Annotated in this window: 20 protein-coding genes; 10 read left to right on the plus strand and 10 right to left on the minus strand. The window is 43.1% G+C overall.

Annotated elements, in window-relative coordinates:
- Window positions 1–136 precede the first annotated feature (136 nt).
- The 3 genes from PY364_RS01340 (at window position 137) to PY364_RS01350 (ending at window position 4,018) form a co-directional block, all read left to right on the plus strand.
- Entirely contained in the window at window positions 137–514 is a 378-nt protein-coding gene (locus PY364_RS01340) for a response regulator (protein ID WP_275519773.1), read from the plus strand.
- A 238-nt stretch (window positions 515–752) separates the two neighbouring features.
- A complete protein-coding gene (locus PY364_RS01345) occupies window positions 753–3,290 on the plus strand; it encodes a VWA domain-containing protein (RefSeq protein WP_275519774.1) in 2,538 nt (845 codons plus the stop codon).
- A 266-nt stretch (window positions 3,291–3,556) separates the two neighbouring features.
- Entirely contained in the window at window positions 3,557–4,018 is a 462-nt protein-coding gene (locus tag PY364_RS01350; RefSeq protein ID WP_275519776.1) for a hypothetical protein, read from the plus strand.
- A gap of 61 nt (window positions 4,019–4,079) precedes the next feature.
- Here PY364_RS01350 and PY364_RS01355 read toward each other — a convergent pair whose 3' ends face one another.
- From PY364_RS01355 to PY364_RS01375, 5 genes are all read right to left on the minus strand, one after another.
- Window positions 4,080–5,243: a hypothetical protein gene (locus PY364_RS01355; protein WP_275519778.1), complete on the minus strand. Its 1,164-nt coding sequence runs from the start codon at window positions 5,241–5,243 to the stop codon at window positions 4,080–4,082.
- Window positions 5,244–5,314: 71 nt separating this feature from the next.
- On the minus strand, window positions 5,315–6,613 hold the full coding sequence (locus tag PY364_RS01360) for a ribonuclease D (RefSeq protein ID WP_275519780.1): 1,299 nt from the start codon (window positions 6,611–6,613) through the stop codon (window positions 5,315–5,317).
- A gap of 139 nt (window positions 6,614–6,752) precedes the next feature.
- Entirely contained in the window at window positions 6,753–7,106 is a 354-nt protein-coding gene (locus PY364_RS01365; RefSeq protein WP_007356762.1) for a DUF1257 domain-containing protein, read from the minus strand.
- A 136-nt stretch (window positions 7,107–7,242) separates the two neighbouring features.
- Window positions 7,243–8,763 carry an AAA family ATPase gene (locus PY364_RS01370; protein WP_275519783.1) on the minus strand — a complete coding sequence of 507 codons (1,521 nt, stop codon included), beginning with the start codon at window positions 8,761–8,763 and terminating at the stop codon, window positions 7,243–7,245.
- Window positions 8,764–8,871: 108 nt separating this feature from the next.
- Entirely contained in the window at window positions 8,872–9,219 is a 348-nt protein-coding gene (locus PY364_RS01375; RefSeq protein WP_275519785.1) for a hypothetical protein, read from the minus strand.
- Between the two features lie 150 nt (window positions 9,220–9,369).
- Here PY364_RS01375 and PY364_RS01380 point away from each other — a divergent pair, with 150 nt between their 5' ends.
- A complete protein-coding gene (locus PY364_RS01380) occupies window positions 9,370–9,897 on the plus strand; it encodes a hypothetical protein (protein WP_275519787.1) in 528 nt (175 codons plus the stop codon).
- 213 nt (window positions 9,898–10,110) lie between these two features.
- Here the strand turns inward: PY364_RS01380 and PY364_RS01385 are convergent, their stop codons facing one another.
- From PY364_RS01385 to PY364_RS01405, 5 genes are all read right to left on the minus strand, one after another.
- Complete coding sequence (locus PY364_RS01385) at window positions 10,111–11,313, minus strand: FAD-dependent monooxygenase (protein ID WP_275519789.1); 1,203 nt, start codon at window positions 11,311–11,313, stop codon at window positions 10,111–10,113.
- A 397-nt stretch (window positions 11,314–11,710) separates the two neighbouring features.
- Window positions 11,711–13,357 (minus strand): hypothetical protein, encoded by a 1,647-nt coding sequence (locus tag PY364_RS01390; RefSeq protein ID WP_275519791.1) that lies wholly within the window; start codon window positions 13,355–13,357, stop codon window positions 11,711–11,713.
- Between the two features lie 58 nt (window positions 13,358–13,415).
- Entirely contained in the window at window positions 13,416–13,643 is a 228-nt protein-coding gene (locus PY364_RS01395; protein WP_275519793.1) for a cyanobactin biosynthesis PatC/TenC/TruC family protein, read from the minus strand.
- Window positions 13,644–13,692: 49 nt separating this feature from the next.
- Window positions 13,693–13,899: a cyanobactin biosynthesis system PatB/AcyB/McaB family protein gene (locus PY364_RS01400; protein ID WP_275519796.1), complete on the minus strand. Its 207-nt coding sequence runs from the start codon at window positions 13,897–13,899 to the stop codon at window positions 13,693–13,695.
- Window positions 13,900–14,077: 178 nt separating this feature from the next.
- Window positions 14,078–16,054 (minus strand): PatA/PatG family cyanobactin maturation protease, encoded by a 1,977-nt coding sequence (locus tag PY364_RS01405; protein ID WP_275519799.1) that lies wholly within the window; start codon window positions 16,052–16,054, stop codon window positions 14,078–14,080.
- Between the two features lie 408 nt (window positions 16,055–16,462).
- On the opposite strand from PY364_RS01405, the gene PY364_RS01410 reads away from it, so the two are divergent.
- The 6 genes from PY364_RS01410 (at window position 16,463) to PY364_RS01435 (ending at window position 18,622) form a co-directional block, all read left to right on the plus strand.
- Window positions 16,463–16,558: a DUF5837 family cyanobactin class RiPP gene (locus PY364_RS01410; protein WP_343277545.1), complete on the plus strand. Its 96-nt coding sequence runs from the start codon at window positions 16,463–16,465 to the stop codon at window positions 16,556–16,558.
- 23 nt (window positions 16,559–16,581) lie between these two features.
- Window positions 16,582–17,511, plus strand: coding sequence for a DUF5838 family protein (locus PY364_RS01415; RefSeq protein ID WP_275519801.1), 930 nt, complete (start codon window positions 16,582–16,584; stop codon window positions 17,509–17,511).
- Between the two features lie 151 nt (window positions 17,512–17,662).
- Window positions 17,663–17,893, plus strand: coding sequence for a DUF5837 family cyanobactin class RiPP (locus PY364_RS01420; RefSeq protein WP_275519803.1), 231 nt, complete (start codon window positions 17,663–17,665; stop codon window positions 17,891–17,893).
- A 38-nt stretch (window positions 17,894–17,931) separates the two neighbouring features.
- The gene (locus tag PY364_RS01425; RefSeq protein WP_275519805.1) at window positions 17,932–18,063 is read left to right on the plus strand and encodes a hypothetical protein; all 132 of its coding nucleotides are present in this window, start codon (window positions 17,932–17,934) and stop codon (window positions 18,061–18,063) included.
- 99 nt (window positions 18,064–18,162) lie between these two features.
- A complete protein-coding gene (locus PY364_RS01430; protein ID WP_275519807.1) occupies window positions 18,163–18,381 on the plus strand; it encodes a DUF5837 family cyanobactin class RiPP in 219 nt (72 codons plus the stop codon).
- 37 nt (window positions 18,382–18,418) lie between these two features.
- On the plus strand, window positions 18,419–18,622 hold the full coding sequence (locus PY364_RS01435; protein ID WP_275519809.1) for a hypothetical protein: 204 nt from the start codon (window positions 18,419–18,421) through the stop codon (window positions 18,620–18,622).
- Window positions 18,623–18,648 lie beyond the last annotated feature (26 nt).

Raw genomic sequence — 18,648 nt, forward strand, 5'->3', positions numbered from 1 at the left:
GTTAGTGGTTAGTGGTTAGTGGTTAGCTGTTACGAGTTAGTTGTTTGAGTTAATTTTTAGGAGAAAATACAACCAATCAACAACAGCTAATAACCACTAACCATTAACCACTAATAACTACCTTTTAGCACTAAAAATGACTAAAAAAATCCTAATTGTGGACGATGAACCTCATATCAGAATGCTGTTGGAGCAAACTTTAGAGGAACTAGAAGATGAGGGAGTAGAGTTGCTAACTGCGGAGGATGGAGAGATTGGATTAGCAACAATACAGCTAGAAAAACCTAACCTAGTTTTTCTAGATGTGATGATGCCAAAAATGAGCGGATTTGAGGTTTGTCATCAAGTCAAAAATGTCCTAGAGCTGAAAGATGTTTATATTATTATGCTGACAGCTAAGGGTCAAGAATTTGACAAGAAAAAAGCCGAGGAGATGGGTGCAGATTTGTACTTAACTAAGCCTTTTGATCCTGATGAAGTGTTGGAAAAAGCACAAGAAGTTTTAGGTATTTGATTGTCTTCTCAATCAACAAATTAAGTAAAGAATTAATATGGGTATGTAATATCACTTTCAATACAGGTTTTGCAATGTAAGCACTACTATACTTGCGGAGTGCGATCGCGCCCAAACTAGCCGCACCTAAGTATTAATACTCATTCAGCGCCGCAAATTTTTTCTATAAACACCTTGACATCAGCGATAACCTATGTGATAATTTTGTTGATGAATACATCAACTATGGGCTACACACATGGCACGCCAAACAAAACAACCCTCCCAGGTCAAGCCTCAAAGTTCCAGCAGCCAAGCAGCCTCCAATACTCGCAGCAAATTTACCCTCTACAATTTTGCCGGCAACGAAAGGGCATTCTATTTAGTAGACAGCATTAATTTAGAACGAAAGCCGGGTGATATCCCTGAAAAATCAGTGGCTCATAATATCATCATCATCGATCGTTCTGGCTCTATGTACTATGACTTAGAACCCCTGAAAGATACTTTAATCAAGCTTTTGACATTAGATGAATATAACAATTACCAACTAATTGTTAGCTTGATTTCTTATGCGTCTCATGGCGATGTAACTTGCCATTTTCAACGCATTCCGATTCAAGAAGTAATGAAGCTTAACTCACCTTACATTCAGGAAATTCAGAAAATAAAGACAGGCTCATATACTGGAATGTCTCAGTCGATGAAACTGGCTAAGTCTTTGATTAAATCAGGTGAACTAACTGCCATTAATTTACATACAGATGGTTATGCAAATGACCCCAGTGCCAATTCTGAAATCGCAGCCTTAGAAAAAATCTGCGAAGAATTGAAAGGTATGGATGTGTTTGCAAATACCATCTCTTATTCCAGCGCTGACTTTAAATTGCTCTCCAAAATTGCCAACACATTGTCAGGTAATTGTATCCGAGCAGGCGAAGTCAAAATGATTTATAATGCTCTTTACGATACAGCCAAACTGTTAGGCAGTTCCGTTGCGCCACCGCTGGAAGAACCGTTAATTAACGAGTATGATTACCAGGTTTTCGTTTCTAAAAATGCGAAAAAGGTCAACGGTTCATTAACTACTCTGAAAATTTGCGGACTCAAGGAAGACGATCTTGGAATGTTTTACAAATATCAGAAAGTCAGCAAAGAGGAGTATGAAAAATTAGATATTCCTGTTGCTCAAACTGATGATTCTGTGTTTGCTTTTGCCAAGGCTAATCTTGCTGATGGTAATTTGAATACTGCCAAGTATGCACTAGCGAGTACCTTTGATGCTACTTTGACAGAAAGACACGCCAAGGCTTTGACAAATTCACAAATAGCTGATTTTACGGAAGATTTAGAACAAGCTATTTTTGAGCCGGATGTGTTAAAAACTCATACAATTGGCGATCGCGTCAAAGTCAGCGATAAAATTTCCGTTTTGGAGTTAATCAAAATATTGGAGGCACACAAAAACAGCATCATTATCAACCTCAAACACTTACAAGAAAACTATCAGCGCAAAGGTTTAAAACGAGTTGAAGGGAAGCGAGATGAAAATGGCAACCTGGTTAAACCTTGGCTGACCACTGAATCTTTAGATGGCGGCGAATACGTACAGATGGGCTCATTTGCCATCAATCAAAATACGGCGACAATTAATATGTTGATTACCAGAAAAGTTAAGCTGGTAAAAGTTGAAGATGGCACTAAGATTGAGGAAGTCGCGGGAATTTTGGTTAACGATCTCAATACTTTCAACAATTATACGATTGCTAGCGATGGGGAAGTTAATGTTACGTTACTCCGCATTAAAATTAGCAGCAAAGCTGTATTTGATTTGCTGAAAGGACGCGGTGTAATTGAAAAAGATGGTTTGCCTGCTGAGGAATTTGATTTCCGTTCCGAGTACGATATTAAGTTAGATAGTTTACCGCTAGTACCTTTTGATGGACGTTACAGTAGTTTGGATGGGGTGTTTGCAGAACTGGCGGAAATCAAGGTAATTTCCAGCATTTTATCTGCTCATTTGAAGGCGGAATCAGAGAGTTACACGGCGGAACAATTGGAGGAATTGAAACAGCATTATCTGTCGAAAAGCCTGTATATCAACTTTCCGACGACGACAGAATACACGGATTTGAAGGACGCGATCGCCAACGGTTCAGTAGATTCGCGAGTTAGTTTCAAAATCGACATCGGTAGCAAAGATATCCTCAACTTCGGCAAATTCCACTCGGCGAATAAGTTCCTCGATCGCCTCTATGAAGTTTATCATAAGGATACTGGGGAAAAGTTGGATAAACCCACCTTTGATGCCATCTTGGATCTGCCTGTGATTTTCGGACATAAGACACTTTCATCACGTACTAAAATCACCAAGGTTGACGACTTGATGAAGCTGATTTTTGATGAGTTTCTGGGGTTAGAAAATAACGGAGTTTTTGCCGCTATTTTATCAAAAGTTGGTGCTGATAGTTTGCTGCGACTTTTGCAAGCAAAATGGAAGGGAGAAGATGTCAAGCGAGAGGAGTTTGTAGCAGCTTTAGCTAGTGCGAATGAGCGACTGGAAGCTTATGCTGAAAAGCTGTATAGCGAGAAGGTTTCGCCGTTGGTTTTCTACATCGGTTCTACTGGACTGATCCCCGATGAAATGGAGGCTAAGGCTGCGACTGCTGATGAAATTGGTGCTAAGTATGGGAATTTACAATTCTCTAAAGATGAGCAAGAGGGGATGTTTTTTGAAGTGGGAGATTGCATTATTAGCGTGTATGCTAAGAATGAGTATTTCACCGTAGGGAAATAGAAATTAGGGTGGGCATTTTGCCCACCTTGGTTAAATATCGCTTAACGCAAAAAAACCGGGTTTCTCCGAAAAATTGTCGATTTCTCCAAGAGATATTGACGCAGAAACCCGGTTTTTGCCCCGCGTGTAAGTCTTGTTTTAGTCAGATTTTGTTTTAGTCAGATTTTGTCTGTTGGTGATTAAATGTTACAATGTTTTCGTGACCACCGTCGAATCTGGCTACTGTTCCCTCTTCTGCTGTGGCAGGTGGTGTTCGGTTTGGAGGCATGGTTAAACCTTTTGCTTTTTCAGGGCTGACAGACTGTGAAGTGGTGGGAGTAGATTGGTTATCCGACTTATTGGTATTAGACATGATTCAGGAAGATAACAACACTCAAGATATTATGGATACACCACCATTGCCACAACCCCAACTCGATCGCACACCGATTACCTTCGATCAATACGAAGCTTATACACCCGAAAAACTAGAACTATGGCAGGGTTTCTATAACTATGGAGGGCAAGATTTCACAGGTTTTTATCTTGCAGTATTAGCTAATATGGGGTTACGGGAAGCAGTTAGTCACGTACCGCTTTCACTCTGGCTGGAGGCAATTCAAGAGTTAGCTTTGCAAAATCCTAAACTCAATTTTGATACTGAGATTGGGGAAGCTATGCTTAACCGCTTGAACCGAGGATTGGAAGCTTTGCAAGCAGTTGCAGAGTATTTGGAAGAAAAAGGTTAGTCGCGATCTCCAAATCCCTTAAATCAGAAGATCCATTCACATAAGCTACATAGATTATCGATTAAAAATTGTAACTATTTCTTAGGTAATCCAAATCGTCATTTCTGATAATTAAAGTTGATGGAGAATAATTTGGACATTTTACTATATAGCTGATATCTTTTTCGGGAAAAAACTGAGGCTTACAAATTATATTTTTCCCCGGAACAAAAGAAATATCTCCTGACTGATTCTGCTGTACAGGAAACAAGTGATTGCAATTAAAGCTAGAAGTAATCTCTATAGGAACTCCAGAAAGTAAAGAGTCAATTTCATTTTTTTTAAAGTATTTGTAACAGGGTGGTATTACATAATGTCGCGACTTATCTATATGAAATTCTGTGAAATAATTTAAAGGAACTGAATCTCGATTTAATGACATCGGGGTTTGACCCATCAAAAGCGTAACGACAACTAGCAAATCATTTATATAGGTTAGCTTATAAGCTTTTCCTACTAAATCTAGTTTGGGGTTACTGCTTTCACAATTTGACACCAACCACTGAAAATAAGTTATATCATTAACCTTCTCAAAAATTCCTTGTTTGTTTAGGGTAGCAATTTCAAACGAGCCTCCGTAAGAAGATAATATATTCTGACAATCTTTAGCTAATAATGCTCCACAGATAGTTAGTGAGTGTATAACAGCATCGTCGAATTCACTTATTGAGGGCTTTCTTGGTTGAACTCCCTCTTCTAATAGACGTATTAAGTCGTCACTCCCCGACCCAGCTATGAATACACTCCCATACGTATGTATTGTTTTTTGATGAATTTCTACTTCATTAAAACTATACTCAAATTCTTTTATGCCGTCGTCATCAATAATATATCCTATGAATCCCACACATAAATTTCCAATCCACTCACTTATTTCAGCGTTTTCAAAAAAGTTTTTTAAAGAATATCTTGTAATTTTTTCTACATCGGAAATAGTCTTTAATTCTTTTAAGATTGTATATGCAGCACACTGGTCTCCTGACCATGCAACCATTAGATTTGATGTGATTATATTAACTTTTTGGCTCAGTTCTGTAATCCCGCGATATAAATCTTCAGGAGGAGATTCTTTGAGGTCTTCATCAGTAGGAATATTAATACGTTTTGAGGGGTCAGGACAAGTTATCAGTACATCTCCTATTAGTACAGGATGATTATTGATGTAGAATGCAGCTATTAATGTCATTTAACAAACTCTTAGATTTAGATATAAGTAGTATCAAAAAAGAAAATGAGGGAAGAGGTGATTTTGATTACTCAAAAAGGTATGCCATCATCATCCTCATCCTCTTCCACAGCCTTAGCCGTCATCCGCCAACTATTAATATACTCAATTTGCACATCAATTTGATTAATCGCCTCCCCCAACCGTCTTTTAATATACTCAGTCAAATTCACCATAAAATCTAACTCAATTCCCACAGACTGCACCAATCTCGCTAACACCGCAAAATCCACCTTTAAAATATAAGAACTCCCTAATTTAAAATGAGGAGTATTCGATTTTTCCTGCACGATCATCGCATTTTTCACTCGCTCTTTCAAATGAGCAACTTCTGAATCTAATAACCTCCACTCCGGCAAAAGTTCTCTATGCCTTTCCCCCAATGCGATTAAATTCTCATCCTCTGGTGCAGGCGTACTTTTCTCCTTTGATTTCCGTCGCTGCTGTACAGCAGAAGTCAACCGAAAACTAGAAATTTCCTCAATTTGCAATGAGGGATGAGAGATTAATTTACCTAACTGTTTTTGAACTTCCTTAGTTAGAGTCACTGGAAAATTTAGCTCAATTCCCTGACTTTCTGCCAAATTTGCCAAAGTCATAAAATCAACCTTCATCGTTGTCGAACTGGATAGTTTAAAATAAGAATTCTCAGTCACATTTTGTGCCTGCATTCCTGCTTTCATCCGTTCTTTAATCTCAGCAATTTCTGAATCTAGAGGTTTCCATTGCGCCTCTATTTCCTGATATTGCTCCCCCAATAATGTCAAGTTTTCCGTTGCTGAATCTGGGCAATATTCATCAACTATTTCTATTAAATGATTATGAACTTCAGCTAAATAAACCACATCCATCTTGGCATATTCTAGCTGCTTCTCAGTCAGCGGACGTTTGCCCCAATCGCCTCCCTGTTCTGCTTTATCTACATTGGGAATACCACAAAGAGCCTCGATTAAAGTTTTAAGTTTGTGATTAGGTAATGGTAAAACATAGTAAGGAATCTTTCTCGCCAATTTTAAAGTACAAGTAATATTTTGAGCGCGATCGTTACCCAGAAATCTAATATCATAACTGGCATTGTGCATCACTTTTTCAATATCAGGATTGACCATGATTTTGTCTATAAAATCTGCCGTTAATTCCGGTTCATCTAAGACATCTAGCAGAAAAGAAGCATTTCCTGTTAAATCATTAGCATCAGCCAACACCTGAATTAGAGATAATTTAGGGTTAAATTTATAGTCAGCTATTTCTGTATCAATCCACAGAATTCTAGCTTGAGAAAATTTAGCAATCAGTGCTTTAATATCATTAGCTGCTGTTAAATAAGGCATTTTAGAGATTTTAGCTATTAATCTGATAATTATACATTTAACGGTTAACAGTTAACCGTTAACCGTTAACAAATTACCAATGAAAAAACGGGCTAACCCGTATATGGTTAACCCGCAAGCTTGGGAACGCGCAGATAAATTAGTTTTGCACAACCAGTTTGACGTTGGCATTTTGCAAACCGCGTTGTTTTACTGCTGCCAAAGTTTTGTTCACAGCGTACTTCTGGTTGATAGAATTGATCAACTCAGTTTGGTTGTGCTTTTTGGCGACACCCCACAGGTCGGCAATCAGGTCAAAAGAACCGTCGCTGTTGCGAGACCAACCCAAGTCATACTCACCTTCGAGAACTGCAACGATGTCAGAGCGAACGCGCTGGCCATTGTAGCCCCGCACATCAGCTTCAGACTTCACATTGATACCCAGGTCGCGCAGGGAAGCCTTCAGGATTTCGGCATCGGTGATTTTGGTACGGAGTGTGCTAAAGTGTGACATTGGGATTTCCTCCTAAAAGAACTGAGAAACTAAAACAACGGTTTGGATTTAACAGTGCCGCTAGGCGGCTTTTTTTGAAACTGCTAGCAAGGGAAGTGCTAGCCTTTGCTCCTGGGAAGAACCAGGAGAAAGCTTTTTAGAACTCCATTCGCTGATATTCAGCGACTGAAGATGCAGCCGGCCGCGCACGCTGTCTGGCCCAGTCACGCAGAGCCGTGACTTGTTCGCTCATAGTTTTTGACAGCGGCATTGTGGATTTAATCGCGGCAATGATATCTAACTGCGTGAACTCTCTATCTTGAGCGAAGGCTTCGTACATTGCTGCAACCAGCGCTTGCTCAATCTCGGCACCTGAAAAGCCATCGGAGACATTGGAAAGTTGTTCTAAATCGAAGCGAGCAATGTCTCGACGACGTTTGGACAGGTGAATCTTAAAAATATCTTGGCGTTCTTCTTTAGTGGGTAAATCCACGAAGAACAGTTCGTCAAAGCGCCCTTTTCTCAGAAACTCCCCAGGTAAGCGTTCTACGCGGTTGGCCGTCGCCATTACAAATACGGGGGATTTTTTCTCCTGCATCCAGGTGAGGAAGGAACCAAAGATCCGGCTGGATGTGCCGCCGTCAGAATCAGCAGAACCGCCACCTCCCGCAAAGGATTTGTCCAGTTCGTCTATGAAGAGGATGGCTGGTGAGATCGATTCAGCGGTTTTGAGGGCGTTGCGGAGGTTGGCTTCAGAACGACCAACCATTGACCCATCGTAGACTCTACCCATATCTAAGCGTAGCAAGGGTAGCGACCAGAGGCGAGAGGTGGTCTTAGCAATTAAGGATTTGCCGCATCCAGGTACGCCTAGAATTAGCATTCCCTTGGGTTGAGGCAAACCATACTCTCTTGCCCGCTCTGTAAAAGCGTTAGAACGTTGCCGCAACCATCGCTTTAGTTCTTCCAAACCACCGACAGCATCGAGGGTTTCGTCTTCTTCGATAAACTCCAGAATACCGTTGCGTCGGATGAGCTGTTTCTTTTCAGACAGGATGATATCTACTTCTTCTTCTGTCAGGCGACCTGTCGTTACCTGAGCTTTGCGGTAAACTTTTTCGGCTTCGTCCTTAGTTAAACCCAAGGCGGCCTTGAGCAGTTTTTCACGCGCTTCGGTGCTGATGCGGCGCGGCTTAGCTTGCTCCAACTGCTTCGATAATACTTGATTTAGTTCCTTCATGTCCGGCAGCGGGAAGTCTAAAACAATTACTTCCTTTTCTAGTTCGATGGGAACTTGCAGCACAGGGGACATGAGAATGATAGTTTTTTGCGTGCCTTTGAAACTGGCGATCGCATCCCGCAACCACCTGGTAACAGCGGGAGAATCTTTAAAAGGATGTAAATCTTTGAATATATAGATGCCAGCACCGCCGTTCGGCTCCTTCTGTCTGATCACCCATTCAATCGCCGCCTCTGGTGAGACTGTATTATGCTGAGTGGTGACTCGGGGTTGACCATACTCTACGATCCCGTGAGTTACTGTCCAGACGAATACCCGTCGCTGGGGCTTGGTTTGTGCAATTGTGGCAATTGCCTGCTCAGACCGCTCCTCCTCAGAAGTTATGAGGTAGATCAGAGGATATTGAGCTTGGATTAGAATGTTAATTTCTTCTTGCATATTCCTCGATCCGTTTGAGTCGGTGCATCATTGCTAAATCTCAATGCCCCCAGCATCTGATTCTGAACGCAACCAGTGCTCGCTACCCTTTCAGGTAGTAGGGAAAGATTAGCAGGGAACTAATTCTTCCTCTCCCGGTTGAGCAGTGCTACTTGCCGTTTGCACCTGCTTTACTGGAAGCTCCTGTTCACCCACTAGGCTCGGCTGACCTTTTAATGAAACCAGCTCTCCTTCTCGGATGACAACTGAACCGGTACATTCGGGACAAGCGTATACCCGATGGGTTTGTCCATAAGATGTCTCTACTTCATCAACCAGTTCTGAGTTGTTTAGGTAGAATACAATTGCTCTTTCGGCAATTGCTGACATCGGTTCGGATTCAACCGCAGCTTTGATTTTGAGCTGGCGGTGGAGTTCGGGTGGTAGGTATAAGGTAACTTTTTGCTTATCTTGCATATGACAGTGAATTGGCTTACCCGGGTATGTATTTAACAATAGCGGCTCTCTTTTTTGATGTCAAGACTCTATGCTGGTTTAGCGGCATTATTGTAATATTTCGTTACATTTGATGGTTATTAGTGGTTCGTAGGTAGCTGTAAGTGCTTTATGGTTGGCGGTTCTATGCCTTATTACTTAAAGAAATTGCTTTGCGGCGTAGCTCTGGGGGCGGCGCTGTTGGGCTGTAGTTCGCCAGCTACCATTCAGTCAGGGAATTGGCAGACCTATCGCAATGCCCGTTACAACTTCGAGTTCCTTTATCCTGATAATTGGGTAGCTGCGGAAGCCCCCGCCAATGGTGATGGTCAAGTATTCAGCGATCCGAAAAACCCAGTAGTGGAGATTCGCGGCTGGGCTGGCTATAACTTAGCTGCGGCGACTGGTAAGCAACGAGACAAGAATAATAGTATAGATAGACCAAAACCTTTACAGCGAAATTTTACTACTGAGCAAGGCTTGTCGGGGGAGCTTAAGGTCGATTTGGGGTCGCAAGTCAGTTCGATGACGCTAACGCTGGTGACAGGGGACGTGCGTTACAACTTCCAGGGTAAAGCTCCTAGTAAGCAATTTGCCGATTATTACAAGTTTTTTTACTACGTTGCTAGTCAATATCGGGTATCACCGCAGCCGAAGTAATATGGCAGGAGGAGGCAGGAGGCAATCGATCGTTTTTTAACCGCCTTGGCAGTATTCTCTATAAGCTAGGTTTCTTTTAATACATTGGAGTTGTTTCTTAATGGCTTGGATTTTTTTGTTGCGTTTAGGTCGTCGTTGTTTGGCTACTGTTAACTAGCTTTATTGGTAAATGAATAACGCTAGTTATACCAATTTTTAATGAAGTTTAACAGTCTAATTCCATTGAGGTTGGTAATCAAACAACCATTTGAACTGCAAATCAGCCAACCTTGTCGGAGTAAGCTTGTAAATCCAGTTCCGCAAAAAACATCCAAGCGCCGTATCCGCCTGTGCCAATTTGCCTACTTGTCTGGAACTATTGAATACACGAGTAACTCGCTGAGTGCGACTAGCTTCAAACTGCCGCAATACCGAAGGAATAGTATCCCCACCAGAATAGTTAGTAAATAACAGTGAAGCTAGTTCAAAAGCATCTTCTACCGCCATACAACCCCCTTGACCGATACTCGGTTGAACAGGGTGCGCGGCATCCCCGATTAAGGTAACTCGCCCTTGCCCCCATTGACTTCCCAGCGGTAGCCGATCTACAATATCATCTCGGTAAATCTTCTCCCCTTCTAGAGCCTCGATGATAGCTGGTACTGGGTCAGCATAGTCTTTAAACAGGGAACGTAACGCATTCAAAGAACCACCCAGTGCATCGTCATTACCACCCACCTCCGTGTTGTGGAAAGCATAGAAAGCAAACCTACCGCCACCAACATCGAAGTAGCCAAAGCGAGTGCCCTGACCCCAAAATTCTGCCCAACTGTATTGTGAATCTAGTGGTAAGCCAGACCCCTCAAAGTAACCTCTCCAGCAGCAAGTCCCACTGTAAACAGGCTCCTCTAACCGCTCCCTACCATTCAGCCTAGCCCGTACCTTAGAGTAAAGACCATCAGCACCGACTAAGATATCACCCTCAACAGTGCAACCATCAGAGAAAAAGACCCGAATGCCATTGTCCGTCTCCTCAAATTTCTCAAAGGCAACGCCAGTTCGCACCGTTCCCTCTGGCAAAGCTTCCAGTAAAATCTGCTGAAGTTCAGGTCGCAGGAGGCACACACCCAAATCTTCTTCGCCGATGAATTGAGGAGCGTTAATGTAGAGGGGTTCCCCTTGTCGATCAAAAAACCCACCTTTGAGAATCTTGCCTCCCGAATGGTAGAAGCGCTGGTAAATCTGCCCTGATTGCAACAGCTTATAAACGCGCAAAGCATTGCGTTGAATAAATATCCCTCCGGGCCCAGATAGCATAGCATCCAAACCGCGCTTCTCGTATAGTTCAACTGCAATGCCGACATCAAGACAAGCACGGGCTAGGGTCAGACCGCCAATTCCACCCCCGATGATAATTACCTTTGATACTGAAGCCATATTATTGGGTAAGCTGTAATCGATAATTAGCGCTCTTCTGTCACTATAAGTAAAATAATCAGCCCATAAGCTAGCTGATGTACTAAATCACAGATGACACAGTTTGCCAACCAACTCGCACCTTCAAACCACCAGACAAGTGAGCCCTTCGAGCTTCGCCCATACCAGCAACACATCATCAGTACACTCTACAAACTGCTCAGACAGCGGACTAAACGGATTCTTGCTTACGGGGTTCAGGCTGCGATTTGGTGCTACTGGCTGTACCGCTTAAGACTGAGAATTCAGTGGCCGTAAACGCCACTTGTTTCTGGGTGCCCAGCCTGAACCAGGTTTTCTGGAAGTCAGCGATCGCACGACTACAAACATCCCTGATAATTTTCAAAGGTAGCGATAGTTAAGTAGCGCGATCACTTTCGCTATTCGTCGGTTGGACTGCCATCATGTAGATTGGCATATTCATTGCTGTTGTTGAGATACTACTTTGGGGGGCAGCAACTAAATTAGCTGGATTCAAAGAAAATAATCCCCCAGCACTAGCTACTGAAGCAGTTGGATTTGTGGGTTGAACCGTTGTCATTTGCGTTGATTGAGATACAAGCGCCCCGCCAACGACCGCAGCGAAATATAATGGCACCACAGGAATTAACTGACCCGTTTCCTCTACTTTCGCTTCGCTAGAAACACAAATAATTTGGGTGAGGATTTCCGCGAATCCTCCCAAAGCATCTTTGTCAGTAAAACCCCGTCCACCGGTCTCTTGTGCTACACGGGCGAACTCAGCCGCCGTTTTATCTCGCCCCTTGCTCTTAGACGTTCCAAAATAAGTATGGACGATCGCGCCAGCACTTTTGGCTTTTTCAATCGCCCGATTAGCTGCCTCAATATCCTCTTGTTCGGTATCGTCACCACCTTCAAGAGCTTCGTCACTTAAATAAAAAATCGCACGGGATGCACCATCTCGCCAATTAAAGTGTGCCGAGATATCCTCAATCGCTCTAGCTCCGTCCTCTTGCGCTCCGCCACCAGGAATCTCGCCGCGCTTGCGACCTCTTATTTCTGTTTCAGCAACTCCGCAACTATTAATTAGATATGCCCGCAAAGTTTGCTGGAAATTGGTATTTTTCCAAGTTCCTTCCAGCCCAAACCACTCAACTCGCAAATCGCTCGGACAGCTTGAACTAGCGTTTTTTATAGCAGCTTCTGCGGCATTGCTCAGGCCTTCAGCTTCGTCTTTCATTGAAACGCTAGTATCGATGACTATCACCAAGTCAACCGACTTGTTTTGAGGAGTAGAACTCGTGCTTGACTGGGTGCTAGTTGCTGAAAAACCAACTAAATGCTGCGCTTGCACGAAGTAAACAGGGATAACGGGAACGAGTTGAGGGGTAGTATCTCTATTTCTAGTCGAGCAAATAACCGTTTTCAGAATCTCAGCAAAACCACCAATAGCATTTTGATTCCTAAAACCGTGTCCACCCGTTTCTTGTGCTAGGCGGACGTACTCAGCCGCCGTTTTGTCTTGTCCTTGGCTTTTAGATGTTCCGAAATAAGTATGGACGACAACTCCAGCATTTCTGGCTTTTTCAATGGCGCGATTAGCTGCTTCAATATCCTCTTGTTCGGTACTGTCGCCACCACCTTCTAAAGCTTCGTCACCTAAATAAAAAATCGCACGGGTGGCACCATCTCGCCAATTAAAGTGAGTGGAAATATCCTCGATAGCTCTAGCCCCGTCCTCTTGTGCGCCGTTTGCGGGAACCTCGCCGCGCTTGCGACCTCGTATTTCTGTTTCATCGACTCCGCAAGTAGTAACTAGATATTCCCGTAAAATTTGCTGAAAGTTGGTATTGTCCCAAGTTCCTTCAATGCCAAACCACTCAATTCGCAAATTGCACGGACAGCTTAAACTAGCTTTTTTGATAGCAGATTCTGTGGCATGGTTAAGAATGTCGATTTTGTCTTTCATTGAGGGGCTGGTGTCGATGACAATTACTAAATCGACGAGGGTAGCCTCTTTCTCAGGGCGAGTGATTGCAGCCATGATTTTTTGTTCTCTAAAATAAGTCTTTTTTAACTTTCTGAAAAATCTCACTTATTCGCTAAGACCAAATCCGACCCCGGCGGAATGGCTTCGGTTCTTTTTCTGAAGCGTTTTGATTTTTGAGCATTTCCTCCCACCAAAAGCCATTATTTTTAAGTCCGGTGGCTAACAAATGTTGTTTGGCATCTTCAAGTTTATTGGCTGCTTCTGAGGCGTTTTCTGCTTGAGATTCCTGACCCTCTGTAGCTGCTTCTTTTGGCTGGTTTTTCTCAGAATTTTTAGCCATAGTAAGTAATTCTCCACTTTCTGTTAACTATTACTACTCATGCAGAACATTACAGACACCTACATCCACTGGAAGACTTAACTTGTTGATAATTTCTGTAGGCAAATGCTGCTGGGTCGTTAAAGTTTGCTCCGTACAATAAATCCATGCGAATGCCGACTAAATCTTCTACTGTTCCGTGAATGACATCTACTGCTTGATGAGGATAGATAATATCAGGTCTTTTTACAGGGGGAGAAAGTTTTGGTAATCTCATTTTTTCCTCTCTAAGCTAATCAGAATGCAAGTCCGTAGGTTGGGTGCAAACAAGTAAAACTAAATACTTATTGAAACTTAATTTTGATAGGTTGGGTGCAAACAAGTAAAACTAAATACTTATTGAAACTTAATTTTGGGTGAAGCCCAGCACAACCCAACCTACTCAAAAAGAAGCATTAATAAGGTGTAGACCAAGAACGCACATCGCCCAAGGTAACGGGAATAATATCGCTTACATCTATAGTAAAGCGGTATACTCTCTTAGCACGGCGACTATTTTCGGGATCGAAAAATTTTAGTTTTACATCCCAGCCATCGCTATCGGGGCGGCAGAAGGGACTTTTTTCTACTGTAATACTATCGAGTTCCATGCCTTCTGCTACAGCTTGGGCAAATGTGGAAGCAGCTTGAAAAGCGTTGGTAGCGGCAAAATTTAGTGCTCTATCTTGGGACGTGGTGCCTAAGTTACGTAAGTCATAATAAATCCGGTTGAGGAAGCTGCTGAGGGTGCGACGGATGGCATCTTCTTGCGCGTCTGTGGCTGTAGCTCGTACAGTATTTATCGCGGCATTAACTAAGTTGTTAACTTTCCAGCCGTAGAGTCCGCGAATGTTGTAAAGTTCAATTACGGGAACTACTTGCCCGGAAAATAGCTTGATGCTGCGCCCCGATAAAACGCCAGGGATGCTGACTCGTTCGACGTATTCGGCGTTATCCTCTGGGTAGATTTGTCCTGTGAGCAGTTGTTGCAATACTGCATAGGCATCTCTAGCAAAACCGCCTACTGGTTCGATAGCATAAATTGGGGTTAATTCTAGGTTGAGCGTCCAAATTAAAGCTTTAGCTTCCGAAAGGGTATCTGCTAAATAATCCACCATCTGCCGCGCATCATAGGGGTTCGCGGGAATCGCTGTGTTGTCTATTGTAGCTCCTGGCATCAGTTGCTTAAAGGAGTCGCGCCTTGCTTCTGTACCGAAGTCATAACCGAGGGTTCCCAAAGCGTAAACCAAGTTAGCATCGGCTAGTTCGCTTGGGGCTTGGCTGGCGGTGATGTAGTTGGAGGCGTGATTTGACATAACAACCTGTCTTGGGGTAGATGAAAGAGGGAAGGAAGGTGAATTTAAAGTAGGTATGGGCGTGGGAGTAGCAGGAATAACTTCAGTGGATTCAGTTTCCACTACTGCTTGAGGTTCGCTATTTGGTAGAGCGTCGCTGGCTTGGGTGTCACCACAGCCACAACCAGATGCGAGAACTGTTTCTAATTCTTCTGACACGGTTTCTCCTATCAGATATTGCAAAGCACCAGGAATATTTAATTTGCCAACTAAACAGCGATGGGTATCATCAGTTTCGGTTGGCGAACAGGGTATGGCAGTCTCTAGTAAGGCTGTCCTGACTTTTTGGGGATTGGGTTTTTCTCCCCGTTGCAATTGCAGACTCAGAAGTAAGGCGGCAACTCCGCTGACTATGGGAGTAGCAAAGCTGGTGCCACTGAGTTGGATTGTACCGCCTCCGGGTTTGGCTCCTAAAATGTTTTCTCCTGAAGCGAGGATGCCTTGGTTTTGGTAAGTTTCTCCCCAGTTACTAAAGTCGATGGGTTTTCCCGACTCGTTCATTGCGCCTACTGCTAGCACAGTTGGCATAGCGGCGGGAACGTGCAAGCATTCGCAACCATCGTTTCCAGCAGCGGCAACTATTAAAACGTTACGTTCATTGCACAGACGCACGGCTTTTTCCAGCCAACTTTCGGCTTCCCCAAAGTCGGTGAGTTGTCCGCCACTTATATTAATGATGTGCGCCCCAGCATTGATGGCTTGTTCTATGGCGCGGGATAAGTCGAGTTGCGATAGCTTCAGTCGTTCATCTGCAAAGACGGGAACGATTAAACCGCGACATTTTGGTGCAATTCCCTCCACGGGAGAACCAGGTTGACCAAAAATAATACTGGTAACGTGAGTCCCGTGAGCGGACATGGAACCATTGGCGCTAGCTTCCCCTGCAACTAGGGTAGGCAGTCGCGTTAGGTTTGCCCCTGTAAAACAAGGGTGATTTTGGTCAACTACCCCATCGAGAACGGCGATGCAAATGGTGGAGTCGCCCTTAGTTCTTTCCCATAGTTGTTCTATTCCTGGGATTTGTTTGAGCTTGGGCATTCATTTAAAAAATGCTTGGGCAATTCAAGTTATAAATATTACCATGAAAGGCGATCGCTCTCCTGCTTTTTCATAAAACTTAAAGAAAATCCTTGACAATCTCTACTTTTCCTAAAAAATTGCGGCCTATTTATTAGGAAAATTCTTGACAAAAGTATTGTTTGTAGTTACATTTCCTTTAAAGTTCATTCCCAAGAGTTTGCAATAGCTTCCAGAGCTCGGTAGGCGCAGTCACGCAGCGTGCGATCGCCCCTCAACTGAATCTGTTCAGCGATCGCCTATTTCATCCTAATCGCCTCCCTCCCCCAAAAAAGCTTTAGCGATAGACCTTTCTACAAGCGACACACAACCAGCTTCTTCCACAACTGAAGAAGAAAACCACAAAAAGCAGCAAAGGAGAAAACAAAAATGGAAAAGAAAAACTTGATGCCCCAACAAGTTCAACCCATTGAGCGCATTACTACAGGACAACTGCCGGATGTACTTGCAGAATTGATAGAATAGCAGCCATTAAAACTTAACAATCAATGATAACCTTACCAGCAAGTGACTCAACCAGACCTATCTTTACCTTTCCGAAATCGTTAACTCAAGAGCAAAAACTACATTGTATCAATGCCCATCGACAAGCATTTGATGTTGAACCTTTATATCCTCTAGATATTTTTCAAGACTTTATTACTAAAATTGATAGTATTGATACAATAGAAGCCTCCTGTAAAATTGAAGCGGATCAATTACAGGCAGCAAGATTCGTAGCTTTCTCTTCGCAAGAGATTGAGAGAAAACTAACAGAATTTCTCACCTGTTTTCGTCAAGTGGAAAATCGAGTGGATGTGCAACTCAACTATGACTTACTTCAGCAATTTCTCGGAAAATCTTTTGACTTCAGCAAAGTAACCAGAATTACAACGGGATTGGATCTGCGACAAAATATTTCTGACTCTAGCTTGAAAATCCATATTCGGCTAGATGACCATCCAGAAAACTTGAAAAAAATAATAGAGGCGGCTTTAATTCTTGATGGCAATGGTTCTACTGCTCAACGCTGGATTGCCTTGCAAACAGTTCATGTGATTGGATTCGATTTCTACTTAAATGGTCGCAGTGAGATTGAACTTTATTGTGAACTCACCGAAAAACAATTTCAACAGCCCGATATTCAATCTTTTCTTAAGCAAACCTTTCCCCCATTCGTCCTAGAACCTCTCAAAGTATCAAGTACATTCTTGATGGGTTTGTCAAAAGATAATGCCGAGCCAGTGCTGTATTATTGTCTGAAAGATAAAAAAGATTTGTTGAGCTATTTTTCAATAAATGATACGGCACAGAGAGTCCATGCTTTTTATCAAAATCAACCTGTTTCCTCTTTCATGTGGCTAGGTGTAGCTCAAGGGGAGTTGCAAAAGACTAGAATCGAGAATATCCGACTTTACTACTCTAAAAAAAATTATTAATCATCAAATCTTAGCAAACGTTTATTTAAAAAATGCTAAACTGCTCGGCAAATCAAGTTTATAGATAGTAATATGAGAGGCAATTGCTCTACTGAGCAAGCCTCGACAACGGGACACCAATCAACCAAATATTAGGAGAATCCTATCTATTATGGACAACAAAAACTTGATGCCCCAGCAGGCACAACCCGTTAACCGGAGCACCACTGGACAACTGCCGAGCGAACTGGCAGAACTGTCCGAAGAAGCTCTGTCCCTTGTTTGCTGGGATGATAGTTCATCTGTACTACCGTCGTGGGGGAATTGTACTGCTTGTGCTGGTGGATGCGGAGATAGCTGGGGGATGGCCGTCTGTTCTTATGACGGAGAAGACGCAGAATAGGTTTACTACTCTAGCTGCATCTCTTAATTTCCTCAAAAATGTCTTTTCTCCTTTCTAGGAGCGCGATCGCCCCGATGAATCGCTGGGCAACTGCCCTTACTTCGGGGGGTTTACCTGGCACCGAGGGCGGGTTTCGCTCCTTACTTCCCTGCTCCTTTGCGATCGCCTAGCCAACAGCCTTCTTTCACAAAACAAAGCGGTCAGACCCACCGACTGAGCAAGCCTCGACAACGGGACACCAATCAACAAATATGTTAGAGAATCCTATCATGGACAACAAAAACTTGATGCCCCAGCAGGCACAACCCGTTAACCGGATCGCTACTGGACAACTGCCCAGCGAATTGGCAGAACTGTCCGAAGAAGCTCTCTCCCTTGATTGGCTGGATAGTTCATCTGTACTACCGTCGTGGGGGGATAAATATGCGTGTGGTAATACGTGGGGTGATTGTGTCGTCTGTTCTTATGACGGAGAAGACGCAGAATAGATTTCCACTCTAGCTGCATCTCTTAATTTCCTCAAAAATGTCTTTTCTCCTTTCTAGGAGTGTGATTCGCCCCGATGAATCGCTCGGCAACTGCCCTTACTTCGGGGTTTCGGATACCTGGCACCCACCTGATGGTGCAGTAGAGTTACTAATTCCTTTTTCGTTGCCTCCTTTGAGGTTTAAGCCAGCTAGGAGTTTATTTCCCCAATGGTACTTTCTGGCTGGCTTACTTTTCGGTTGATAGCAGTTACAAAATCCGCGATATTT

The organism is Kamptonema sp. UHCC 0994, from assembly GCF_029167235.1.
Classification (GTDB): Bacteria; Cyanobacteriota; Cyanobacteriia; order Cyanobacteriales; family Microcoleaceae; genus Kamptonema.